Origin of the sequence: Klebsiella sp. w6 (genome assembly GCF_033100215.1) — a bacterium.
GTDB classification, from domain to species: Bacteria; Pseudomonadota; Gammaproteobacteria; order Enterobacterales; family Enterobacteriaceae; genus Klebsiella; species Klebsiella variicola.
The window spans coordinates 2833996-2857570 of sequence record NZ_CP136907.1; the positions used below are offsets into that span (position 1 = coordinate 2833996).

The 23575-nt window shown below is 59.1% G+C and carries 25 protein-coding genes and 1 pseudogene; 13 read left to right on the forward strand and 13 right to left on the reverse strand.

Annotated elements, in window-relative coordinates; translation table 11 throughout:
- Position 1: 1 nt before the first annotated feature.
- Both R0140_RS13990 and dtnK read right to left on the reverse strand, forming a co-directional pair.
- Positions 2 to 988 carry a D-threonate 4-phosphate dehydrogenase gene (locus R0140_RS13990; RefSeq protein WP_012541770.1) on the reverse strand — a complete coding sequence of 329 codons (987 nt, stop codon included), beginning with the start codon at positions 986 to 988 and terminating at the stop codon, positions 2 to 4.
- Positions 981 to 2216, reverse strand: coding sequence for a D-threonate kinase (dtnK, locus tag R0140_RS13995; RefSeq protein ID WP_032739888.1), 1236 nt, complete (start codon positions 2214 to 2216; stop codon positions 981 to 983). Before dtnK ends, R0140_RS13990 begins: the two co-directional genes overlap by 8 nt.
- A gap of 175 nt (positions 2217 to 2391) precedes the next feature.
- Between dtnK and R0140_RS14000 the strand changes: the two genes are divergently transcribed.
- The 4 genes from R0140_RS14000 (at position 2392) to R0140_RS14015 (ending at position 6857) form a co-directional block, all read left to right on the forward strand.
- Positions 2392 to 3540 carry an iron-containing alcohol dehydrogenase gene (locus R0140_RS14000; RefSeq protein WP_032739885.1) on the forward strand — a complete coding sequence of 383 codons (1149 nt, stop codon included), beginning with the start codon at positions 2392 to 2394 and terminating at the stop codon, positions 3538 to 3540.
- A 13-nt stretch (positions 3541 to 3553) separates the two neighbouring features.
- Positions 3554 to 4438: a dihydrodipicolinate synthase family protein gene (locus R0140_RS14005; protein WP_023313144.1), complete on the forward strand. Its 885-nt coding sequence runs from the start codon at positions 3554 to 3556 to the stop codon at positions 4436 to 4438.
- An 85-nt stretch (positions 4439 to 4523) separates the two neighbouring features.
- Positions 4524 to 5474, forward strand: coding sequence for a phosphoglycerate dehydrogenase (locus R0140_RS14010; protein WP_023322585.1), 951 nt, complete (start codon positions 4524 to 4526; stop codon positions 5472 to 5474).
- A gap of 63 nt (positions 5475 to 5537) precedes the next feature.
- Positions 5538 to 6857: an MFS transporter gene (locus R0140_RS14015; RefSeq protein WP_032733014.1), complete on the forward strand. Its 1320-nt coding sequence runs from the start codon at positions 5538 to 5540 to the stop codon at positions 6855 to 6857.
- Between the two features lie 45 nt (positions 6858 to 6902).
- Here R0140_RS14015 and R0140_RS14020 read toward each other — a convergent pair whose 3' ends face one another.
- The gene (locus R0140_RS14020) at positions 6903 to 7697 is read right to left on the reverse strand and encodes a PhzF family phenazine biosynthesis protein (RefSeq protein WP_032739884.1); all 795 of its coding nucleotides are present in this window, start codon (positions 7695 to 7697) and stop codon (positions 6903 to 6905) included.
- Between the two features lie 201 nt (positions 7698 to 7898).
- Here R0140_RS14020 and R0140_RS14025 point away from each other — a divergent pair, with 201 nt between their 5' ends.
- Positions 7899 to 9098: a sugar transporter gene (locus R0140_RS14025; RefSeq protein WP_032739883.1), complete on the forward strand. Its 1200-nt coding sequence runs from the start codon at positions 7899 to 7901 to the stop codon at positions 9096 to 9098.
- A 70-nt stretch (positions 9099 to 9168) separates the two neighbouring features.
- Here R0140_RS14025 and R0140_RS14030 read toward each other — a convergent pair whose 3' ends face one another.
- Positions 9169 to 9837 carry a MarC family NAAT transporter gene (locus tag R0140_RS14030; protein ID WP_032739882.1) on the reverse strand — a complete coding sequence of 223 codons (669 nt, stop codon included), beginning with the start codon at positions 9835 to 9837 and terminating at the stop codon, positions 9169 to 9171.
- A gap of 261 nt (positions 9838 to 10098) precedes the next feature.
- Here R0140_RS14030 and marR point away from each other — a divergent pair, with 261 nt between their 5' ends.
- Genes marR through marB form a run of 3 tightly spaced genes read left to right on the forward strand, consistent with a single transcriptional unit; the run spans position 10099 to position 11186 of the window.
- Positions 10099 to 10533, forward strand: a complete 435-nt coding sequence (gene marR, locus R0140_RS14040; protein ID WP_008804963.1) for a multiple antibiotic resistance transcriptional regulator MarR — start codon at positions 10099 to 10101, stop codon at positions 10531 to 10533.
- A gap of 19 nt (positions 10534 to 10552) precedes the next feature.
- Positions 10553 to 10927, forward strand: coding sequence for an MDR efflux pump AcrAB transcriptional activator MarA (gene marA, locus R0140_RS14045; RefSeq protein WP_002904397.1), 375 nt, complete (start codon positions 10553 to 10555; stop codon positions 10925 to 10927).
- 40 nt (positions 10928 to 10967) lie between these two features.
- Positions 10968 to 11186: a multiple antibiotic resistance protein MarB gene (gene marB, locus R0140_RS14050; RefSeq protein WP_008804964.1), complete on the forward strand. Its 219-nt coding sequence runs from the start codon at positions 10968 to 10970 to the stop codon at positions 11184 to 11186.
- 46 nt (positions 11187 to 11232) lie between these two features.
- Here marB and eamA read toward each other — a convergent pair whose 3' ends face one another.
- Complete coding sequence (eamA, locus tag R0140_RS14055; protein WP_008804965.1) at positions 11233 to 12132, reverse strand: O-acetylserine/cysteine exporter; 900 nt, start codon at positions 12130 to 12132, stop codon at positions 11233 to 11235.
- Between the two features lie 194 nt (positions 12133 to 12326).
- Between eamA and ydeE the strand changes: the two genes are divergently transcribed.
- Both ydeE and R0140_RS14065 read left to right on the forward strand, forming a co-directional pair.
- A complete protein-coding gene (ydeE, locus tag R0140_RS14060) occupies positions 12327 to 13520 on the forward strand; it encodes an efflux MFS transporter YdeE (protein WP_012968270.1) in 1194 nt (397 codons plus the stop codon).
- Positions 13521 to 13649: 129 nt separating this feature from the next.
- Entirely contained in the window at positions 13650 to 14132 is a 483-nt protein-coding gene (locus R0140_RS14065) for a helix-turn-helix domain-containing protein (RefSeq protein ID WP_179153726.1), read from the forward strand.
- 35 nt (positions 14133 to 14167) lie between these two features.
- Here the strand turns inward: R0140_RS14065 and urtE are convergent, their stop codons facing one another.
- The 7 genes from urtE to R0140_RS14100 all read right to left on the reverse strand — a co-directional run bounded on the left by urtE (position 14168) and on the right by R0140_RS14100 (position 21474).
- Complete coding sequence (gene urtE, locus R0140_RS14070; RefSeq protein ID WP_179153727.1) at positions 14168 to 14866, reverse strand: urea ABC transporter ATP-binding subunit UrtE; 699 nt, start codon at positions 14864 to 14866, stop codon at positions 14168 to 14170.
- 9 nt (positions 14867 to 14875) lie between these two features.
- Positions 14876 to 15673 carry an urea ABC transporter ATP-binding protein UrtD gene (gene urtD / locus R0140_RS14075; RefSeq protein ID WP_002904321.1) on the reverse strand — a complete coding sequence of 266 codons (798 nt, stop codon included), beginning with the start codon at positions 15671 to 15673 and terminating at the stop codon, positions 14876 to 14878.
- Positions 15673 to 16746, reverse strand: a complete 1074-nt coding sequence (urtC, locus tag R0140_RS14080) for an urea ABC transporter permease subunit UrtC (protein WP_008804969.1) — start codon at positions 16744 to 16746, stop codon at positions 15673 to 15675. Before urtC ends, urtD begins: the two co-directional genes overlap by 1 nt.
- Positions 16746 to 18320 carry an urea ABC transporter permease subunit UrtB gene (urtB, locus tag R0140_RS14085; protein WP_040968494.1) on the reverse strand — a complete coding sequence of 525 codons (1575 nt, stop codon included), beginning with the start codon at positions 18318 to 18320 and terminating at the stop codon, positions 16746 to 16748. The genes urtC and urtB overlap by 1 nt, the downstream gene beginning before the upstream one ends.
- A gap of 61 nt (positions 18321 to 18381) precedes the next feature.
- Complete coding sequence (urtA, locus tag R0140_RS14090) at positions 18382 to 19653, reverse strand: urea ABC transporter substrate-binding protein (RefSeq protein ID WP_012968272.1); 1272 nt, start codon at positions 19651 to 19653, stop codon at positions 18382 to 18384.
- Between the two features lie 170 nt (positions 19654 to 19823).
- Positions 19824 to 20927 (reverse strand): cobalamin-independent methionine synthase II family protein, encoded by a 1104-nt coding sequence (locus tag R0140_RS14095; protein WP_012541782.1) that lies wholly within the window; start codon positions 20925 to 20927, stop codon positions 19824 to 19826.
- A 148-nt stretch (positions 20928 to 21075) separates the two neighbouring features.
- Entirely contained in the window at positions 21076 to 21474 is a 399-nt protein-coding gene (locus R0140_RS14100; protein ID WP_023297584.1) for a rhodanese-like domain-containing protein, read from the reverse strand.
- A 67-nt stretch (positions 21475 to 21541) separates the two neighbouring features.
- Between R0140_RS14100 and ftrA the strand changes: the two genes are divergently transcribed.
- Together ftrA and R0140_RS14110 are read left to right on the forward strand one after the other, a co-directional pair.
- Entirely contained in the window at positions 21542 to 22639 is a 1098-nt protein-coding gene (gene ftrA, locus R0140_RS14105; protein WP_049009634.1) for a transcriptional regulator FtrA, read from the forward strand.
- A complete protein-coding gene (locus R0140_RS14110; RefSeq protein WP_004205985.1) occupies positions 22608 to 22823 on the forward strand; it encodes a DUF4177 domain-containing protein in 216 nt (71 codons plus the stop codon). Before ftrA ends, R0140_RS14110 begins: the two co-directional genes overlap by 32 nt.
- A gap of 52 nt (positions 22824 to 22875) precedes the next feature.
- On the opposite strand, the gene R0140_RS14115 is transcribed toward R0140_RS14110, so the two are convergent.
- Entirely contained in the window at positions 22876 to 23316 is a 441-nt protein-coding gene (locus R0140_RS14115) for a GNAT family N-acetyltransferase (RefSeq protein ID WP_023297582.1), read from the reverse strand.
- A 64-nt stretch (positions 23317 to 23380) separates the two neighbouring features.
- Here R0140_RS14115 and R0140_RS14120 point away from each other — a divergent pair.
- Positions 23381 to 23574: pseudogene (locus R0140_RS14120) on the forward strand (hypothetical protein); the annotation flags it as partial.
- Position 23575: the final 1 nt, after the last annotated feature.

Sequence of the window (23575 nt, forward strand, 5' to 3'; positions counted from 1 at the left end):
GTTATTCCTGCGCGATGTGCATGGCGAGCTCAATGGAGGTTGCCATGCTCTCAGACTTCGCTTTACCTGTCCAGGCAATATCAAACGCGGTGCCATGATCCGCTGAGGTACGGATAAACGGCAGCCCGGCGGTGATATTCACCCCATCATAGAACCCGAGCAGCTTCAGCGGGATATGCCCCTGATCGTGGTACATCGCCACCACCATGTCGTACATACCTTCATGACACTGCATAAACACCGTGTCCGGTGGACAGGGGCCGGTGACCTCTATCCCTTGCGCCTGCATGGCGGCGACCGCCGGGGCGACGATGCGGATCTCTTCATCGCCAAACAGGCCGTTCTCCCCGGCGTGCGGGTTAACGCCGGCAACCGCTATGCGCGGACGCTGATAGCCGACCCGGCGCAAAAACCGATCCGCCACGCCAATCACCGTCTCGATTCGCGGCTGGTTGAGGGTATCGAGGAACTGGCGCAGGGCGATATGGGTGGTGATATGGATAACCTTGAGCTTCTCGGTATAGAGCACCATGGCGTAATCGGTGGTCTGCGTCAGGTGGGCCAGCAGTTCGGTATGGCCGGGGAAAGCGTGCCCGGCGAGATGCAGCGCCTCTTTATTTAGCGGCGCGGTCGCGATGGCCGCGACCGCGCCGTCCAGCGCCAGCGCGGTCGCCCGCCTGATGCAGCGAAACGCGAGGTCCCCTGCCTGGGCCTGAACTTCGCCAGGGCGCAGCCCCTGCGGGTCGCTGAGCGGTTCATCAATAACGTTGATGGTCGCTGGGGAAAAACTCGCCTCGGCGGGATGGTCAATGATGCGCAGCTCCGCCCGCGGCGTAATATTCAGCGCCAGGATCCGCCGCAGCGTCTGCGCGCAGCCCACCACCACCACCGGCGCGCCGCTCAGCGCCCCTTCGGCGAGGGATTTGATAATAATCTCCGGACCAATCCCTGCCGGGTCGCCCATTGTCACTGCAATCATGTTAGACACTCAGTTTCTCCTCAATAAAATTCACAACATTTAACAGCGTAGTGTCGGTGCCGAATCCCCCTGCTTTGGTCATCACTGGCCGCGACCAGCGACCGCCGAGAAAGTGCCCGTAAGGCACACACTGCGCCACCCGCCCACGGATCTGAAATCCGGTGGCGCCGAGCGCGTGCGCGACGGCGATGGCCACATCGCCGCCAGAGAGGTACAGGGCGCCCGGTGGGCACAGCGCCACCGCCTGCGCCGTGACGTCGGCAAGCCAGGCGCAGATGTGCTCCCCGTAGGCCGCGCGGGTGAGGCCATGTTCGCGGCACTGGGCTTCTATCCCGTGCCGGGCGGCGTTATTCGGGCGGGTGGTCACCACGCAGTGATGACCCTCACGCAGCACTTCGGCGATCCGCGAGGCTTCCTCCTTCGGCGATCTGCTAAAGGCCTGTTCGACATCTATTTCGATCTTTCTCACTCGGGAATGAGCCTGCAGCGCAGCGACCTGGCGCTGCGCCATCTCGCTCATCGAACCAACCAGCGCCAGCAGCGGCCCCTGCTCGCAGCGGCGCAGGCGGCGCGCCAGCGCCTCGCAAAGTCCCGCCGAGCCGACCAGCAGGGTCTCCCGCGCATGGGGCGCAACGGCGTCGATCACCTGGTCCAGATGGCTGTCTTCCCAGGCGTCGACAATCAACACTCGCTTCTCCTCGCCCGCGGTCGCTAATGCCGCCGGAAGCCGGGCAGCGTTCAACGTCAGACAGGGAAGACGGCTCTGCATGGCGATAATTTCGCTAATCTCCGCCCGGCTCACGGGCGTTTTCGGATCGCTGGCAAATTCGGTCTGATCGAGGGCCACCCCATGCACATAGCAGCGCCCGTCCCGGGTATGCCGCCCGGCCGCCGGATACGCCGGGGCCACCACCGCCAGCCGGCAGCCGTGCGCCGCCATCATTGCCTCCAGTTCGCCGCCAAGGTTGCCGCGCAGCGTGGAGTCGATCTTCTTTACCTGCCAGTGCGGGACAAATCTTGCCGCGCCGCGCAGCAGACCGGTGACCTTGTCCGCCGCGGCGGCGGCGCTCATTGCCCGGCTGTCGCTGTTGAGAATTAACGCCCGGGCGGTTGATGGTTGCCCGGCGCTGAAGGCCACTTCCACCGACATGCCCGCCTCCGCGAGGCTGACACCGGCGTCATTGGCTCCCGTAAAGTCATCTGCCAGCACCAGCACCTGGTTATTACCATCGTTCATTGTTCTGCCTTGTGGTCGATGAAAATCTGAAACTGATTATATTCAATCATATTTGATTAAATGTGAGCAAGCTCAAGTTATTAAACTGCCGTATAAATTATAACTTTTCCCCACCAGACGAGTGACAAGATTCATGAATGATTGAATTCAATCAATTACTACCAAGGAGAAACGCGTGGCGACGATACACAGCACAATCATCAGCGGGGCGGGCGCCTCAACGGCCCTGCTCCCGCTGTTGTCAGGTAAAACCCGCATCCTGCTGGTGACCGACCAGAACGTTGGCGCGCTGGAAGCGACCCGGGCGATCCATCGCCTGCTGGCGGCCGAAGGGCGTCAGGTTGAGGTCATTGACACAGTACCGGCAGAGCCCAGCCATCACGATGTGGCGCAGATTGTCAGCCAACTGGGCGCCAGTCAGCCCCAGATGATCGTGGGCATCGGCGGGGGGAGCGTACTGGATGTGGCGAAACTGCTCTCGGTGCTCCTGCATACTGAGGCGCCCTCTCTGACGGCCATGCTGGCAGGCGAGTTGCCGCAACGACGGATTAGCTCATTGTTGATCCCGGCCACCGCCGGCACCGGCTCCGAAGCGACGCCGAACGCCATTCTGGCGATCCCCGAGCAGCAGACCAAAGTGGGGATCATCTCCCCGGTGCTGCTGCCGGACTATGTCGCCCTGCTGCCGGAGCTGACCACCAGCATGCCGGCCAGCATCGCGGCGTCGACCGGTATCGATGCCCTGTGTCATCTGCTGGAGTGCTTTACCTCCACCGTCGCCAATCCGGTGAGCGACAACGCGGCGTTAATCGGTTTACACAAGCTGGTGCGGCATATCGAACGCTCGGTGGATCAGCCGCAGGATCTGACGGCGAAGCTGGAGATGCTCTGGGCCTCGTGGTACGGCGGCGCGGCGATCAACCATGCCGGCACCCATCTGGTGCATGCGCTCTCCTATCCGCTTGGCGGTACCTGGCACCTGCCGCACGGGGTGGCTAACGCCATTCTGCTGGCGCCCTGCATGCGGGTGGTCCGCCCCCACGCGGTGGCAAAATTCGCTCAGGTCTGGGATCTGATCCCCGACGCAGATCGCACGCTCAGTGAGGAAGAGAAATCCCATGCGCTGGTCGCGTGGCTGGCGGCGCTGGTGAAACGACTGCCCCTGCCGGACAACCTGGCCGCGCTCGGCGTGCCCAGGGAGAGCATCCCTGCTCTCAGCGCAGCGGCGCAAAACGTCAAGCGCCTGATGAACAACGCCCCCTGCAGCGTCAGCCGCGAAGAGATTGCGGCTATCTATCAAACGCTGTTTCCAGAACATGCCTAACAGGAGAAAGAAAATGAGGAGAGCCATTAGCGGCGTACTCACCGCCATCGTCACCCCCTTTACCGCCGAGGGAGCCCTTAACCTGCCAGCGCTACGCCAGCAGGTGCAGCGCCAGCTCGCCGCAGGCAACGGGATTTTCTGCGGCGGCACCAATGGCGAGTTTTTTGTCCTCAATGAGGAGGAGAAGATCGCCGTCGCCAGAACCTGCGTGGAAGAAGCCGCCGGACGCGCGCCGGTGGTAGCGCATATCGGGGAGATTTCCACCCGTGAGACTCGCCGGCTGGGCCAGCAGATCGCCCGCCTCGGGGTTGACGCGGTATCGGCCATTACCCCGTGGTTCGTACCCTTGAAGCAGGAAGAGCTGATTAACCACTATACGGCGATCGCCGACGCGCTGAGCGTCCCGCTTTTTCTTTATAACATTCCCGCCCGCACCGGGAACACCATTGCTCCGGAGACGGCACGCCAGCTGGCCCGACACGAGAATATCGTCGGCATTAAGGACAGCGCCGGCAGCTACGATAGCCTGAAAGGCTTTCTTGACGCGGTACGCGACATTGACGGTTTCGACGTTCTGAACGGGCCGGACTCCCTTATCCATCAGGGGTATGTCGACGGCTGTTCGGCCTGCATCTCAGGGCTTGCCAACGTCGCCCCCGCTGAAATCAACGCGATCTGGTCGCTGTTTCACGCCGGAGATATCGCCGGATCGCGCCAGGCGCAGGAGCGCGTGACGGGCCTGCGCACCGATCTGTATAAGGTGGCGTTCTCACCCGCGGCAGTGAAAAAAGCCCTGCAACTGATGGGTCATGAGGTGGGCGACAGCCGCTACGCGGTGCAGTTCAGTGACCAACAGCTGCAGCAGATTAAAAATATCATTAATACCTACCTTCACTAATTTACGTATCCGCCCCGGCCATCACTGGCTGGGGCAAGGTCTTGTATTTGCGACGCTCATTGTCGCCAGTAAACAGGAAACGGTTATGAAAGTAATTTGCACCTCGCCCTCATTCGCCAAATACGACGACGCGCCCATTTCGGCACTGAAAGAGGCCGATCTGGAACTGGTCATGTTGCCTGCCGATGCCTCTATAGAGATGCTGGCTCAGCATCTGCCTGATACCATAGCGATGATTGTCGCCTTTACCGACATCAATGAATCTCTGCTGGAAAAAGCTCCCAGGCTTAAAATTGTCTGCAAACACGGCGTTGGTGTGGATAACATCGATCTTAACGCGACACGTCAGCGCAATATTTTTGTCACTAACGTTCCGGATGCCAATAAGCATGCGGTGGCCGATTTTGCTTTTGGTTTAATTCTCAATACTGCCCGCCAGATTTCTCAGGCAATCAGTGAAACGAAAGCAGGCAACTGGCCTCGTATTTTTGCCACTGATGTTTATGGCAAAACCCTGGGGATCGTCGGTTTAGGCCATATCGGCAAGGAAGTGGCGCGACGTGCGCGCGGATTCAATATGCGAGTGCTGGCCACCGACGCCTGGCCGGACAGAGAATTTGCTCAGGAGCATCAGGTTGAATATGTTTCACTGGATACCCTGACGGCGCAAAGTGATTTTATTAGTCTGCATACGCCGTTAACCCCGGAAACTGAAAATATGTTTAATGCCGCCCGGCTACAGCAGATGAAATCAGGGGCAATCCTCATTAATGTTTCCAGAGGCGGTATCGTTGATGAACAAGCGTTGTATGAAGCACTGAAATCAGGACACCTCTCCGGAGCCGCAGCTGACGTTTTTCTCGAGGAGCCGTGCGCTAAGCACCCTTTGTTTACCCTGGCAAATTTTGCGCCAACATCTCACATTGCTGGATATACGGATGGTGCAATAAGCAATATCAGCGCGCGCTGCGTCAACAATATTATTACCTGCGTCTGTCGCGGTGAACGACCTGAAAACATTATGAATTCGCTGTAAATAACGAGGTGGGAAGCACGTCATTCCCACCAATATATCGAACATCTACTCAGAGCCGAATATATGAACACGACAGCTAACACTACTCGTATTCGCTGGTGGATAGCCGGATTAATGTGGTTGGCTATTGCCATTAACTATATCGACCGGACAGTATTATCTGCCGCCGCCCCTCATTTAATTGATGAACTGAAGCTCGACCCCGAAATGATGGGGTTTATCATGGCTGCTTTTTTTTGGTCATATTCGTTATTACAGATCCCCGCGGGGTGGTTCGCCGATCGTTTTGGACAGAAAAAAGGTCTTGGTCTAGCCGTTGCCTGGTGGTCAATCGCCACCTCGATGATGGGGGTTGCCACGGGATTTAAATCACTTCTCGCCTTGCGTCTGGCTTTAGGTGTTGGCGAGGCCGCCGCCTACCCCAGCAACGCAGGGATCGCCGCACGCTGGTTTCCGGACAAAGAGCGCGCGACGGTATCCGGCCTGTTCGACAGCGCGTCTAAATTTGGCGGTGCCGTTGCCATGCCGCTTATCGTCTGGATGATCTACACCTTTGACTGGCGACTGACCTTTCTGATCATCGGCAGTGTGGGCATTTTATGGGTTATCGCCTGGTATTTTATCTATGCTGAAAACCCAGAAGAACATAAACGCATCAGTCCTTCGGAAGTGCGGATTATTCGCGATGGCCAAAAACAACATCACGGCGACAAAACCGTATTGCCAATGAAATGGTATAAGCTCTTGCGTTATCGTAACATTTGGGCAATGTGCATCGGCTTTTTCACCATCAATTATACGTCCTATTTTTTCATTACCTGGCTTCCCACTTACCTGGTAAAAGAGAAAGGTATGGATTTTATTAAAATGGGGATGGTAGCCGCTCTGCCTTTATTATGTGGAATGGTGATTGAAGTTTTTGCTGGCTGGGCCTCAGATCGCCTGGTACATAAGAAAATACTGTCTCTAACAGCGACCCGTAAACTGTTTTTGACCATCGGCTTACTCATGGCACTTTGCATCGGTTTTGCACCATTTACCGACTCGGTTTTCATGACCGTTTTTCTCTTGTGTGTTGCCAAATCAGGCACTACGGTAGCCGCATCACAGGTTTGGGCCTTACCGGGTGATGTCGCCCCTAAAAACAGCGTCTCAATTGTCGCTGGGCTGCAAAATACAGTTTCGAATATGGGAGGAGCGGTAGGACCTATCATTACCGGGGCGATCGTTGCTGCGACAGGATCATTCAACTGGGCACTGATTTTCTCGGCCATTCTGGTGGTTATCGGGATAATCAACTACCTGTTCCTGATGGGTAAAATCGAACCTATCAATGACAAAGGAGAAAAAGCCTCCGTCCTGAGTACCGCAGAACAACATTAAAAACCATCCGCCCGGTAGAGGATGCCACCGGGCGTAAACACAATGTTACCCTCGCAGGTAAACCGTTCCGCGCAGATAGGTGGTGGCCTGGCCGCTAATCAGCACCCTGTCGCCCTGCCACTGGCAGCGCAGGTCGCCGCCGCGGGCGGAGACCTGGCGCGCCATCATGGTGGTTTTCCCCAGCTTTTCGCCCCACCAGGGGATCAGCATGCTGTGGGCGGAGCCGGTGACCGGATCTTCCGGCACCCCTTCACCCGGGCAGAAGAAGCGGCTGACAAAGTCATACTCCTCATCCGGCGCGCTGACGCAGATCATTTTGCCGAGCTTCTGCAGACGTGCCATATCGGTCTGCACCGCTTCAACCTGCTGGCGATCCGCCAGCACGACCAGATAATCACGCCCCTCCCGCACCTCGACGGCAGACTCAAGCCCCAGTCCGGCCAGCAGGTCCGCCGGCGGGTTGTCCACCGGGGTGGTCGACCACGCCGGGAAGTCGAGCGTCAGCCAGTCGCCGCTGCGGGTCACCCGCAGTTCACCGACAAAACGGGTGCTGAAGGTAATCGTCGCCGAGGGATGGTCAAGATACTCGAAAATAACATGCGCCGTCGCCAGGGTGGCGTGGCCGCAGAGGTTGATCTCGCCCAGCGTGGTAAACCAGCGCAGCTCATAGCCTTCGTCGGTGTGGACGAAAAACGCCGTTTCGGACTGGTTATGCTGTTGGGCCATTTTCAGCAATACATCGTCCGCTAACCACTCGCTGAGCGGGCAAACGGCCGCGGCATTACCGCCAAAGTTTTTATCGCTGAAGGCATCGACCAGATAAAATTGAATTTCCTGCATACACTGTCCTTACTTTTTTTACTTTCCTTCAACATGACATAAAAGCGCTCCCCTGACACTATCCATAGCAAAATTAATTGCTTAACCGCGGCCAGCCACTTGCAGCGAAATGAGATGCAGATCACAAAATGATTGTCTTTTCGCCAGTAATCGTTTTAAGATCACCGTCACATCTTCCCTTGAATCACCCGTCCAGAGCTTATGACTACGAATACGGTCTCACGCAAGGTAGCGTGGCTACGTGTCGTGACGTTGGCCATCGCCGCGTTTATTTTTAACACCACAGAATTCGCCCCTGTCGGTCTGCTGTCCGATATTGCCGGCAGCTTCGGCATGGAAACCGCCCAGGTGGGCATGATGCTCACCATTTATGCGTGGGTGGTGGCGCTGATGTCGCTGCCGTTTATGCTGCTGACCAGCAAAATGGAGCGCCGGCAGCTGCTCATCGGCCTGTTTATTCTGTTTATCGCCAGCCACGTTCTGTCGTTTTTTGCGTGGAGTTTTGATGTCCTGGTGATTAGCCGCATTGGCATCGCTTTTGCGCATGCGGTTTTCTGGTCGATTACCTCAGCGCTGGCCATCCGTATGGCGCCGCCTGGCAAACGGGCGCAGGCGCTGAGCCTGATCGCCACCGGTACAGCCCTGGCGATGGTGTTCGGTATTCCGATTGGCCGCATCATCGGCCAGTATTTTGGCTGGCGAATGACCTTCCTGGCGATTGGCCTCGGCGCGTTAGCCACCCTTGCCTGTCTGGTAAAACTGCTGCCGACGCTACCGAGCGAACATTCTGGCTCGCTGAAAAGCCTGCCGGTGCTGTTCCGCCGCCCGGCGCTGGTCAGCGTTTATATTCTGACCGTGGTGGTGGTGACCGCCCACTATACCGCCTACAGCTATATCGAACCCTTTGTCCAGACGGTGGCGGGCCTGAGCGGCAACTTTGCTACCGTGCTGCTGTTGATCCTCGGCGGGGCCGGTATTATCGGTAGCATTCTGTTCGGTAAGCTCGGCAACCAGCACGCTTCCGGGCTGATTAGCATCGCTATCGGCCTGCTGCTGGCCTGCCTGCTGTTGCTCCTGCCTGCCTCGGACAATGCACATCATCTGATGCTGCTCAGTATCTTCTGGGGCGTGGCGATCATGATTATCGGCCTCGGTATGCAGGTAAAAGTGCTGGCTTCCGCGCCGGATGCCACCGACGTCGCCATGTCCCTGTTCTCGGGCATCTTTAATATTGGTATTGGCGCTGGCGCGCTGGTGGGCAGCCAGGTGAGTCTGCATCTGTCGATGGCTTCCATCGGCTACATCGGTGCCATCCCGGCGCTGGCCGCGCTGGTATGGTCTCTGATGATCTTCCGCCGCTGGCCGGTATCGCTGGAAGACCATCAACCGCACCACTCCTGAGTTACCGCGATAAAAAAGCCTGCCGGCATGGCTACCGGCAGGCTGTTGTCTCTCATCCCATCCGGGGCGATCAGGGGTGCCAGGTCGAAATGATCTCCAGCACGCCATTAATAATAAACTGCACGCCCATACAGACCAGCAGGAAGCCCATCAGCCGCGAAATGGCCTCGATGCCGCCTTTGCCTACCAGACGCATAATCGCGCCGGAACTGCGCAGACAAGCCCACAGAATCCCCCCTAACAGCAAAAAGATGATCGGCGGCGCCGCCAGTACCACCCACTCCGGGAAGTCCACGCCGTGCTTAACGGTCGAGGCGGAGCTAATAATCATCGCGATGGTTCCCGGACCGGCGGTGCTTGGCATCGCCAGCGGCACAAAGGCGATATTGGCGGTCGGTTCATCCTGCAGTTCTTCCGATTTGATCTTCGCTTCCATCGAATCGTGGGCTTTTTGCTGGGGGAACAGCATGCGGAAACCGATAAAGGCCACAATCAATCCCCCGGCGATACGCAGCCCAGGTATTGATATGCCGAATGTATTCATCACCACCTGACCGGCATACCACGACACCATCAGAATGGCGAACACATACACCGATGCCATCAACGCCTGCTTGTTCCGCTCGGCGTTGTTCATATTGCCCGCCAGGCCGAGGAACAGCGCCACGGTTGTGAGTGGGTTTGCCAGCGGTAAAAGCACCGCCAGGCCAAGCCCTATTGCTTTAAACAAATCGAACATAGTTAATTAAAGTCCCGTTAATATTCATTTTTTAAGTATTGTTTCGTTCCGTGAGTATACCGGCTTCGACACTTTCGCCGCCAGCCTGCTGATAAACCACTTCCGCTAAAAATTAACAAGCGTTAGCAAAACCACAAACAGTGACCCACGTCAGAATTTTTTATTTTAGCAAATCGTGGCATCGGCCAATTCATAATGTTGACTTATGATTGCCTGGGCAATAGTATCACCTGCAACTAATTACTTGCCTGGGCAACCATCATGAAAAGTACCAGCGACCTGTTTAATGAAATGATCCCGTTGGGCCGCTTGATCCAGATGGTTAACCAGAAAAAAGATCGCCTGCTCAACGACTACCTCTCACCCATGGATATTACCGCGACCCAGTTTCGCGTGCTCTGTTCCATTCGTTGCGAGGTATGTATTACCCCCGTTGAGCTGAAAACCGTGCTTTCCGTCGACCCGGGCGCGATGACGCGTATGCTCGACCGCCTGGCGTGCAAAGGCTGGATTGAACGGTTACCCAACCCCGCTGACAAGCGCGGCGTGCTGGTGCAGTTGACACCGGACGGCGCAGCCCTCTGCGAGCAGTGTCATCAGGTTGTGGGTCAGAAGTTACACCAGGAGTTAACAAAAAATCTGTCGGCGGACGAAGTCGTCGCGCTTGAGCAACTACTCAAGAAGGTCCTGCCGTAAAATAAGAAGAGGTAAGATGATGTCCAGACGTAATAATGACGCCATCACTATCCATAGTATTTTGTCGTGGATCGAGGATAACCTGGAATCGCCCCTGTCGCTGGAAAAAGTGTCTGAGCGTTCAGGTTACTCCAAGTGGCACCTGCAACGTATGTTTAAGAAAGAGACCGGCCATTCCCTCGGCCAGTACATCCGCAGCCGCAAGCTGACGGAGATTGCGCAAAAGCTCAAGCAGAGCAATGAGCCCATTTTGTACCTGGCGGAACGCTACGGTTTCGAGTCGCAGCAGACCCTGACGCGAACGTTCAAGAACTATTTCGATGTTCCGCCCCACAAGTATCGCATAACGAATGTACCTGGCGAATCCCGCTATCTGCATCCGCTAAATAACTGATGTTAATCGCCTGTATTATCAAAGACGTATTGAGGAAATCATGAAACTATTCGCTGCCGCAGCTATCGTACTCCTGTCGCTGGTCTCCAGCCTCAGCTATGCGGAGCAAAACACCACGCCGGTGCGTCAAAACCAGCGTGATACAATGATTATCCCTTCGGAACATAACGATTCGCCATTTGATTTCAATCATATGGCGGCTGGCAGTGATAAATCCGACGAACTGGGCGTGCCGTACTACCAGCAGCACGACCTGTGATGCCATTACACGCATAATTGTGTAGCCCCTTCTTCGGGGCTTTTTTTTATCCGCGCGCCATACCCGGCCGCACCAGACGTAAGCCGAAGACGTTAATATAGAGCCCGGCCATAATCAGTACCGCCCCGGTGAGCTGCAGTCCGCTCAGCGTCTCCCCCAGCAACAGCGCAGCGCTGGCCATCCCCACCACCGGCACCAGCAGCGACAGCGGCGCCACCCGCCAGGTCTCATAGCGCCCCAGCAGCGATCCCCAGATACCATAGCCGACGATAGTGGCGATAAATGCCAGATAGAGCAGCGACAGTATCGTCAGCAGATCGATGTGTTGCAGGCTCGCCAGCATGGTCTGCGGGCCATCAATCAGCCATGAGGCCAGCATAAACGGCAGCACCGGGATCAACGCGCTCCACACCACCAGCGACATAATGGGCGGCCGGGCGGCATGCGACATGATTTTCTTGTTGAAGATATTACCGCAGGCCCAGCTGAGCGCCGCCGCCAGGGTCAGCATAAAGCCCACCAGCGGCACATGCTCCCCGCCAAGGCTGCCCTCCACCAGCACCAGCACGCCAAAGATCGCCAGGGCGATCCCCGCCAGTTGCTTGCCCTGCAGACGTTCGCCAAAGACGAAGGCGCCGAGAATGATGGTGAAGAAGGCTTGCGCCTGCAGCACCAGCGATGCCAGCCCGGCAGGCATACCCAGGCCAATAGCGCAGAACAGAAAGGCAAACTGACCAAAGCTAATGGTCAGGCCATAACCCAGCAGCAGGCGCAGCGGGATGGCCGGGCGGGATACAAACAGCAGCGCCGGGAAGGCGACCAACATAAAGCGCAGCCCCGCCAGCATCAGCGGCGGCATATTGTGTAATCCCAGCTTAATCACCACAAAGTTAAGCCCCCACACCACCACTACCAGCAGCGCCAGCAGTCCATCTTTCCTCGTCATACCCTGCCTCTGTCGTTATTAGAATTTTTGTGAACAAAATCAAAGTAACCAAAAAGCGGCCGCCAGGATAGATCATTATTTTTGGCAGGCCAGGAAGTGAGCCCGGCGACCGGGCTGACCTGTACAAGGCGTAATGAGCATGTTATTTGTGATCGAAGACATAAAATTATAACAACATGACAGGCAAGGAAATCATGATCACCACTCTCAGGCGCTCCACCATCGCGCTGCTGGCATCGTCGTTACTGCTAACTATTGGCCGCGGGGCCACACTGCCGTTTATGACTATCTACCTCACCCGACGTTATCAGCTGGATGTCGATGTGATTGGCTACGCGTTGTCGCTGGCGCTGGTGGTCGGCGTGCTGTTCAGCATGGGCTTTGGCATCCTCGCGGATAAGTTCGACAAAAAGCGCTATATGGTGTGGTCAGTGCTGGTGTTTATTCTGGGATTTAGCGCGATACCGCTGGTCAATAACGCTATTCTGGTGGTGATCTTCTTTGCGTTGATCAACTGCGCCTACTCGGTGTTTTCCACCGTGCTAAAAGCCTGGTTCGCCGACCGACTGACGCCGGAGAAAAAAGCGCGTATCTTCTCGCTGAACTATACCATCCTCAATATCGGCTGGACCGTCGGGCCGCCCATCGGCACGCTGCTGGTGATGCACAGCATCAATTTGCCGTTCTGGCTGGCGGCCGCCTGCGCCGCCTTTCCATTGGTGTTTATTCAGCTGTTTCTCCAGCGGGAGGTGGCCGCGGCTCAGCCGGGCGCTGTCGCCTGGTCTCCCTCGGTGTTGCTGCATGATCGGGCGCTGCTGTGGTTTACCTGTTCCGGGCTGCTGGCCTCCTTCGTCAGCGGCGCTTTCGCCTCCTGTCTCTCGCAGTATGTGCTGGTGGTCGCCAGCAGTGACTTCGCCGAGAAAGTGGTGGCCGTGGTGCTGCCGGTTAACGCCGCGGTGGTGGTCGCTCTGCAGTACGCGGTTGGCCGGCGGCTGAGCGCCAGAAATATTCGCCCGCTGATGACCTTCGGCACCGTCTGCTTTGTTATCGGCCTCGTGGGCTTTATGTTCTCTGGCGCCAGCCTGTGGGCGTGGGGGATCTCGGCGGCGATCTTCACCCTCGGGGAAGTGATTTATGCCCCCGGGGAGTATATGCTGATTGACCATATTGCCCCGCCGGGGATGAAGGCCAGCTACTTCTCCGCCCAGTCGCTGGGGTGGCTGGGCGCGGCATTCAACCCGATGTTCACCGGGATGATCCTCACCCATCTGCCGCACTGGTCGCTTTTTGTCATTCTTATCGTGGCGATTGTCGCCGCCTGGCTGATGATTTTCCGCGGGATGAATGCCCGTCCCTGGCAGCCGGATTGTCCGCTGGCTAACGCCTGACACCAGCTGGCATGCGGCTGTCGGGTTGATGTCGGGCCGTTGTCGGGTCGCTGTCGTGGTGGCTGGCGGCCCGGTTCACCATACTCCATCACAGGTTTACATCCGCAGAACGTCATGGAGCATACGAATATGAACAGCAACAATCAGGTCAAACAATTACGGCTACAGCGCGCCTGGTCCCAGGAGCAGCTGGCCGAAATGGCGGGTCTCAGCGTCCGCACGATCCAGCGCATTGAGAATGGAGAACGCCCGGGGCTGGAGACCCTCAGCGCCCTCGCCGCGGTCTTTGAGGTCACGGTGGCCGAGATCGGCGGCGAAGCCTCGCGGGAGGGTGCGCAGGGCCCGGAAGCCTCGTTGGATCTGCGCATAGAGGAAGCCAAAGCGCGGGTGCATCAGGAGAGCCGCTTTTTCCGTTCGCTGTCGGTGGCGCTGGTGGTTTGCGTGCTGCTGGCGGTGCTTAACCGCTTCACTAATCCACAGTATTACTGGTCCGGCTGGGTCGCCCTGATCTGGGGCGCCCTGCTGGTGGTGAGAGGATTACGCCTGTTCGTGTTCGGCGAATGGATCAAAAACTGGCGCCAGGCGCGCCTGCAGCGGCTGTTGCGCAAATAGCCCGCAAACCGGCGGCGCGCACGCCGCCGGCCTGGTCAGATGGTCACCATGGCGCGCACGCCGTCGCTCTCCATATCACCGCCCTTGCCCTGCTGGACGATGGCGCCGCGCGACATCACCAGGTAGTGGTCCGCCAGCCCGGCGGCAAAGTCATAGAACTGCTCCACCAGCAGGATCGCCATATCCCCGCGGCTCGCCAGCTGGCGGATCACCTCGCCAATCTCTTTGATAACCGAAGGCTGGATCCCCTCGGTGGGTTCATCGAGGATCAGCAGCCGCGGACGGCTGGCCAGCGCGCGGCCAATCGCCAGCTGTTGCTGTTGACCGCCGGATAAGTCACCGCCCCGCCGCTGCTTCATGGTCTTGAGCACCGGGAAAAGCTGGTAGATCTCCTCCGGCACCTGCTGCGCTTCGCGGGCGGGAAAGCGCGACAGCCCCATCAGCAGGTTTTCTTCCACCGTCAGGCGCGGAAATATCTCGCGCCCCTGGGGGACGTAGGCGACCCCGGCCTGCACCCGCTGGTGCGGTTTGCGATGGGTGATGTTCTGATCCTGCCAGCGTACCTCACCGCTGCGCGCCGGGATCAGCCCCATCAGGCATTTCAGCAGCGTGGTCTTACCGACGCCATTGCGCCCCAGCAGGCAGGTGACTTCGCCCTGACGGGCGGAAAAATCCACCCCACGCAAAATATGGCTGCCGCCGTAGTATTGATGTAGCTGACTCACCTGTAACATTGGCGCTCCTTAACGTCCCAGATAAACTTCAATGACCTGCTCATTGGCCTGCACCTCCCGCAGCGATCCCTCCGCCAGCACCTGGCCCTGATGCAGGACCGTCACCCGGTCGGCGATGGTCTCGACAAATCCCATGTCGTGCTCCACCACCATCAGGGAGTGCTGTCCAGCCAGGGTACGAAACAGCTCCGCCGTATACTCCGTTTCCGCATCGGTCATGCCGGCCGCCGGCTCATCAAGCAGCAGCAGATGCGGCTCCTGCACCAGCAGCATGCCGATCTCAAGGAACTGTTTCTGGCCATGGGACAGCAGACCGGCCTGGCGGTAGCGCTCGCCGTCGAGACGCAGCAGGCGCAGTACCTCATTCAGCCGATCGTCCTGTTCGCTGCTCAGCCGGGCGCGCAGGCTGGCCCACACCGATTTATCTCCCTTCATCGCCAGGGCGAGATTTTCCGCCACCGTCAGCGCTTCGAAGACCGTCGGCTTCTGAAACTTGCGCCCGATGCCCTGGCGGGCGATGGCCACCGGGTCAAGAGTGGTCAGATCCACCGACTGGTCATAGAGCGCTTTGCCGCTTTGCGGCCGGGTCTTGCCGGTGATCACGTCCATCAGGGTAGTCTTGCCCGCCCCGTTGGGGCCGATCACGCAGCGCAGTTCGCCGACGCCTATCGCCAGCGACAGATCCGTCAGCGCCCGGAAACCGTCAAAGCTGACGTTGATATTCTCCAGCTGCAGCACCGGATCGGTTTGTTCGCGAAAGCGATCGCCGGGCAGCTGACGGGTAAACAGTCCTTCATCCGGTTGCATTAGCGGTCTCCTCGACGCAGCAGGCCCATCACTCCGCGGGGTAAAAACAGGGTCACGATGATGAAGATGAGGCCCAGAAACAGCTGCCAGTACTCTGGCATCGCCACGGTGAAAATGCTTTTCGCGCCGTTGACCAGCCCCGCGCCAAGCACCGGGCCGATCAGGGTGCCGCGCCCGCCGAGCGCGACCCAGATGGCGGCCTCGATGGAGTTGGTCGGCGACATTTCGCTGGGGTTGATGATCCCGACCTGCGGGACATATAACGCCCCCGCCAGACCGCAGAGCACCGCCGACAGCGTCCATACCAGCAGCTTGAAGCCGCGCGGGTCGTACCCGCAGAACATCAGCCGGTTTTCGGCGTCACGCACCGCGGTGAGGATCCGGCCAAACTTACTCTGCGCCAGCGCCGAGCCCAGCCACAGGGTCAGCAACAGCAGCAAAACCGTGGCCATAAACAGGGTGGCGCGGGTGCCGGTGGCGGTGACCGGAAAACCCAGCAGCGTGGTAAAACCGGTGAAGCCGTTGTTGCCGCCAAACCCGGTCTCGTTGCGAAAGAACAGCAGCATACCGGCATAGGTCAGGGCCTGGGTCATGATCGAGAAATAGACCCCTTTGATCTTCGAGCGAAAGGCAAACCAGCCGAAAACCAGGGCCAGCAGACCGGGAACCAGCACCACCAGCGCCATCGCCCAGGCGAAATGCTGCGTGCCCCACCAGAACCAGGGCAGCTCGCTCCAGGAGAGAAAAGACATAAACGCCGGCAGACCGTCACCCGCCGCCTGGCGCATCAGGTACATCCCCATGGCGTACCCGCCGAGGGCAAAGAAGATCCCGTGCCCCAGCGACAGCATGCCCGCATAGCCCCAGACCAGATCCAGCGCCACCGCCACAATGGCGTAGCAGAGGATTTTGCCGCTCAGCGTCAGCAGCCAGCTCGGCACCGCCAGCGGATGCGAGGCCGGCAGCAGCGCCAGGAATGGCATACTCAGCAGCCCCAGCACCAGCAGGATCCCCAGCCAGCGCAGAGGCCGCGGCGCGCGCTGCGCCAGCGTTAAGGTGATTGGTTGGCTCATCAGTCAATAACCCTCCCTTTCAGCGCGAACAGACCCTGCGGGCGTTTCTGAATAAACAGAATAATCATCACCAGGATCAGGATTTTGCCCAGCACCGCGCCCATTTGGGGTTCGAGAATTTTGTTGAAAATGCCCAGCCCAAAGGCCGCCGCCACGCTGCCGGCCAGCTGGCCGACGCCGCCCAGCACCACCACCAGAAACGAGTCGATGATGTATCCCTGACCCAGTTCAGGCCCGACGTTGCCAAGCTGCGACAGCGCCACGCCGCCCAGTCCGGCAATACCGGAGCCGAGGCCAAAAGCCAGCATATCCACCCGCCCGGTAGGCACGCCGCAGCAGGCGGCCATCGCCCGGTTCTGCGTCACGGCGCGGACGTTCATCCCCAGACGGGTACGGTTCAGGATGAGCCAGGTAAAACACAGCACCAGCAGGACGAACGCCAGCACCGCCAGCCGATTCCACGGCAGGATCAGGTTCGGCAGGACCTGCACGCCGCCGGAGAGCCAGGCCGGGTTTGCCACCTCCACGTTCTGCGCGCCAAACAGCATCCTCACCAGCTGGATAAGCATCAGGCTGATCCCCCAGGTGGCGAGCAGCGTTTCCAGCGGCCGACCATACAGATGACGAATAATGGTGCGCTCCAGCGCCATGCCGATCCCGGCGGTCACCAGAAACGCCACCGGCAGCGCGACCAGCGGATAAAAGGCCAGCCATTGCGGCGCGAGCTGCGCCAGCGCCTGCTGTACCAGCCAGCAGCTGTAGGCGCCGATCATTAACATCTCACCGTGGGCCATGTTAATCACCCCCAGCAGGCCATAGGTGATCGCCAGCCCCAGCGCGGCCAGCAACAGCACCGATCCCAGCGACAGCCCCATAAAGGCCTGGCCCAGCAGATCGCCGAGCAGCAGACGATGTTTGATCTTTTGCAGGCTGTCGCTGGCCGCCTCGCGCACCGCCGCATCCGGCTCATGCTGGGCATCGGTAAAGGGGATCAGCAGCGCCTGGGTTTCCGGGTCCGCGGAATGGCCGAGCAGCGTCACGGCGGCCAGCCGCGCGCTGGCCTCAGGCTGAGTGAGCTGCAGGCGCGCCAGCGCCACCTCCAGCAGACCCCGCACATTATCATCGGTTTCCGCCTGCAGCCGCTGTTGCAGCAGCGCGGCCATGGCCGGGGTCGCTTCCCGCTGTAGCGTTCGTGCGGCGGAAGCTCTCTCCGTGACGTTGTCACTTAAAATAAGGTGGCTGGCCAGCGCGCCGGCAGCCAGATTGCGTAGCCGGTTGGTCAGACGGACCGGTCGGGTTTCGCCCTGCGGCGCGGCGGCAGCGCCCAATGGCTGTAATCCGCCCTGTCGGGTGCGGAAAGCATGTTTTCCGTCGTCCATCACCAGGCTCTCGGTGGTCAACGCCCGCAGCAGCGGCAGACGATCCGCCTGCGGCGCTGCCGCCCACTGGGTCAACAGCTGCGCCTGCTGGCTGCGACTGGCGGCAACGAAGTCGTCCGCCTCCGCGGCCTGCGCCCGCCATGGCAGCAGGATCAGCAGTAGCGCCAACACATTCATGAGACGCAATGCGTTCATGTCGTTCTCCTCTGGTCAGCGGCCGACGGGCGCTATGCTCCAGCCCCGCCGGCCCTGGCGCTTACTGGCTGACGGTTTTCACCGGATGGTCAGGTTTCTTATCGTTACCGGGGATCCACGGACTCCACGGCTGCGCGCGAACGGGTTTATCGGTCTGCCAGACCACGTTGAACTGGCCGTTGCCTTCAATTTCACCGATCATCACCGGCTTATGCAGATGATGGTTAGTGGCATCCATGGTCAGGGTAAAACCGGACGGCGCGTTGAAGGTCTGCCCGGCCATCGCCTCGCGCACTTTATCGACATCGGTGGTGCCCGCTTTGGTCACCGCCTGCGCCCACATATGCAGACCCACCCAGGTCGCTTCCATCGGATCGTTGGTCACCACCGTATCGGCATTCGGCAGCTTGTGCGCTTTGGCGTACGCGCGATAGTCGGCGACGAAGGCTTTGTTGGTCGGATTATCGACGGACTCAAAGTAGTTCCATGCCGCGAGGTTGCCGACCAGCGGTTTGGTATCGATGCCGCGCAGCTCCTCTTCCCCCACCGAGAAGGCCACCACCGGCACATCGGTCGCTTTCAGACCCTGGTTAGCCAGCTCTTTGTAGAACGGCACGTTGGAATCGCCATTGATGGTGGAGACCACTGCCGTTTTGCCACCGGCGGAGAATTTTTTGATATTGGCGACGATGGTCTGGTAATCGCTGTAGCCGAACGGGGTGTAGACCTCCTCGATATCTTTGTCCTGGATCCCTTTGGCATGCAGGAAGGCGCGGAGGATCTTGTTGGTGGTGCGCGGATAGACGTAGTCCGTCCCCAGCAGGAAGAAACGTTTGGCGCCGCCGCCATCCTCACTTAGCAGGTATTCCACCGCCGGGATAGCCTGCTGGTTAGGCGCCGCGCCGGTATAGAAGACGTTGGGGGACATCTCTTCCCCTTCATACTGCACCGGGTAGAACAGCAGGCCGTTCAGCTCCTCAAACACCGGCAGCACCGATTTACGTGAGACCGATGTCCAGCAGCCAAACACCACCGCCACTTTATCCTGGGCCAGCAGCTGGCGTGCCTTCTCGGCAAACAGCGGCCAGTTGGAGGCCGGGTCGACCACCACCGGCTCCAGCTTCTTGCCCAGTACCCCGCCTTTGGCGTTGATGTCGTCGATGGCCATCAGCGCGACGTCCTTCAGCGGCGTTTCGGAAATCGCCATCGTTCCCGAGAGCGAATGCATGATCCCGACTTTGATGGTGTCGGCGGCATAGGCCTGGAATGAAAGACCCATAGCCATTACAGAGGCGGAGAGTGCAAAAGCTTTTAATAACGTTCTACGTTGCATGATTCACTCCTGAGTAGCGCAAAAATAAAGAATTAACAGCTAACCAGAGGTGATAAGGCAAAAACGGTGCCAGGTTGTGAAAACAGCAGGATGCGGGACAGGTGGGCGGCGGAGACGGTGGCGACGGCAGCGTTGCCTCATCACGGTGCAACGCTGCGCTAAGAAAGTCATTACCAGACGTCGGCGGCGATCGACGTCACCAGACGGACTTTTTGCCACTGCTGGTCTTCGCTGAGGGCATTGCCCTCTTCCGTAGAGGCGAAACCGCACTGCGGACTCAGGCAAATCTGCTCGAGCGGCACATACTGCGCGGCCTCGGCGAGACGCGCTTTCACCCCCTGCGGGTTCTCCAGCTCGCCATTTTTGGTGGTGATCAATCCGAGGACCACCTGCTGATGGCCGGGACGAATAAAGCGCAACGGCGCGAAATCCCCGGAGCGGTCGTTGTCGTACTCAAGGAAGAAGGCATCGACATTGACGCCGCCAAACAGCACCTCGGCCACCGGCTCGTAACCGCCTTCCGAGATCCAGGTTGAACGGAAGTTACCCCGACAGACATGCAGGCCCACCGTCAGATCGGCCGGCTTACCTTCCAGCGCCTGGTTCAGCACCCGGGCATAAATGCGCGCCAGCGCATCCGGATCGTCGCCGCGCTCGCGTACCTGCTGACGCTGGGCATCGGAGCACAGGTAGGCCCACACGGTATCGTCCAGCTGCAGATAGCGGCAGCCGGCGTCATAAAACGCGCGGATCGCGTCGCGCCAGGTGGTGGCCAGATCGTCGAAGTAGTCGCTAAGATCCGGGTAAACGGTGGCATCAATATCTTTCCGCCCGCCGCGGAAGTGCAGCACGCTCGGGCTGGGAATGGTCATCTTCGGCTGCGCGTCGCCGCTGATGCTTTTCAGATAGCGGAAGTCCTCCAGCATCGGGTGGTCGCCAAACGCCAGCTTGCCGGTGACGCGAACGCCGTGCGCTTTGGTCTGCACGCCGTTAAACTGGATCCCCTGCTCGGCATCGTAACGTTCAACGCCCTGCAGGCCATCGAAGAAATCGAAATGCCACCATGCGCGCCGAAACTCACCGTCGGTGACCACATGCAGGCCGCAGTCGCATTGCTGCTGAACCAGATGACGGATCGCGTTATTCTCAATCTCGCGTAGCTGACCGGCGTCGATAATCCCCTCAGCCAGCTGCTGACGCGCCTGTTTAATGCTGTCCGGGCGCAAAAAACTGCCGACGATGTCTGCGCGGAACGGGGCCTGTTGACGTTGCATGCTGTCTCCTTAGCGGTGGGCGCGTTAGTTGCCCACCGTGATAGTTCATTATTTGAATTTTTAGACTTCTGGATGGCTATATGTCCAGATACTGGCATGCAGAGTGGTGGGTCGCAAACGAGAATAATTCATGGTACATGAAATATTTTCATTTACCGGAAACAAACGCATAGCCCTCATCTTCCCAGCCGGTGAGTCCGCCGAGCATCATTTTCACCGGCCGCCCGAGCTCAGCCAGCTTCAGCGCGGCAACGTCAGCACCGTTGCAGTGCGGCCCGGCGCAGTAGACCACAAAGAGGGTCTCCGCCGGCCAGGCGGCCATTCGCTCGGCGGTGATCTGGCTGTGCGGGAGATGCTGCGCGCCTGGCAAGTGACGTCTGGCGAAGGCTTCCTCGCTGCCGACCACGTGCAGCAGGACAAAGTCGACCTCGCCGGCACGCTGGGCGCTGTGCACATCGGCGCAGTCGGTCTCAAGATGCAACTTATGGCGGAACCAGCGGATAGCCTCAGCGGAGGTGGCAGGGGGAAATTGGGTTACTACACTCATGGCGTCTTCTCCTTGTCTGTGATAACACTACTTTACTGACGCCCATCACCCTGATCTGCCGACAACCATGACAGAAAACGCTAACATCCTGACAACCCCTTCTGTGACACCGTCACGTCATCAGGTGGTCGCCCTCGCCTACGATGGCCTGTGCACCTTTGAGTTTGGCGTAGCCGTGGAGATCTTCGGCCTGCCGCGCCCGGAAATGGGCGACAACTGGTACCAGTTCGCCGTCGCCGCCGTCGATGAAGGGCCGCTGTGCGCTACCGGCGGCATCCGCCTGATGACTGACGGCGGCCCTGAACTTCTCGCCCAGGCGGATACGATTGTGGTCCCCGGCTGGCGCGGTGTCGACGCCCCGGTCCCCGAGGCGCTGTGCGCCGCCCTCGTTGCCGCCCACGCCCGCGGATGCCGGATTATTTCCATCTGTTCCGGGGTGTTCGTTCTCGCCGCCGCCGGGCTGCTCAATGGCCGCCAGGCAACGACCCACTGGCGCTACACCGCGGCGCTGCAGTCGCGTTTCCCGCAGATCCAGGTGGTGGAAGATGTGCTCTACGTGGGCGATGCTTTGCTGATGACTTCCGCCGGCAGCGCGGCGGGGATCGACCTTTGTCTGCATCTGGTGCGCGAGGATTTCGGCAGCGAAGCCGCCAACGTCGTCGCCCGCCGCCTGGTAGTCTCTCCCCATCGCGACGGCGGTCAGGCGCAGCAGGTCCTGCGCCCGGTAGCCCGCAGCCGGGAGAGCCAGCGCCTTGGGCAGCTGTTTGACTATCTGCACCAGCATCTTGCCGCCAGCCATACCGTCGCTTCCCTCGCCCAGCGCGCCGGCATGGGACCACGCACTTTCCTGCGCCGCTTTGAGGAGGCCACCGGTAAAACACCCGCCCGCTGGCTGCTGGACGAGCGGCTGCTGCGCGCCCGCCAGCACCTGACGGAGAGCACGATGTCCATCGATCAGATCGCTGAGCGCTGCGGGTTTGCCAGCGCCGGCACCCTGCGTCACCATTTTCGCCAGCACTTCGCGCTCAGTCCGCTGCAGTACCGGAAACAGTTTGCTACTTCTCCGATTGCAAAATCGTCGCGGCAACGGACAATAGACGGCCACAGTAAACGGGTCGCCAGGAGGGTCGATGATGAAGAAAGAGTGTCGGGTAGTGATCTATAAAGAGGGGCTGCTGGGCAGCCTGTTTTTTGGCGAAGCCAAGGCGGACCCTGACAAGATGAGCCAGTTTCTCAGCAGCTATACCCGTGAGGGATGGGAAGTGAAAACCATGTCGGTGGAGCGCCGCCGCACCGCCCTGTTCTGGTCGCGGGAAGCGTATCTTTTCGTGCTCGAACGCCCCCTCTGACAGCCTGCGCCTGGTTTACACGTTTAAGCCAGGCGTTCCTGAGCGCCTGCTTTCAGGGCCGACGGATATAGCCCTGCTCCTGCATGTTGTGCATGCCCTCCTCGCTGGCGCAGACCATGCCAGTGGTCAGCATGGCAAAACCAAAGCGCTGATAAAACGTAATTTTATCGGCGACCGCATAGATAAAAATTTTGCCAAAGGGAAGCAACTGCTCCCGGATGGCCAGCATCAACTGTTGTCCGTAACCCTGCCCCTGACGTTCGGGGACGATCGCCACATCCGCCAGATAGCTGCTCCAGGTACAGTCGCTGATGGCTCGCGCCACGGCAATCAACTGGCCGTTCTCATAGCCAAACCAGCAGAAGGTGCTCTGGCGGAACGCCTGCTGCAGTTGCTGAACATCGCGCTCATTCAATCCGGCCTCGGCGATAATGGTTCGCACCCGCTGCCAGTCCACCCGCGCGATCGCCTCTTTACCCTCTATCACCATCATACCCTTGCCTCCCGTCGTCTCCCGGATGGAGCCCCGGAAGCAAGATCTAGCATGCCGCGGCAGGATATGCCAGGCGGAAAGGCGAACGGAAGAAAACGGTAGAGGCGGGCGACGGCAAAAAAAAACCGCCATATGACTGGCGGTAAATCAATGCTTGCATGGATAGATTGTGTTTTGCATTTTTCGCAGACAGATAATCCTGACCTCTCTACGTTTGATGACGAGGTTAACAGAGTCAACCTCAATAAAGCCTCAACGG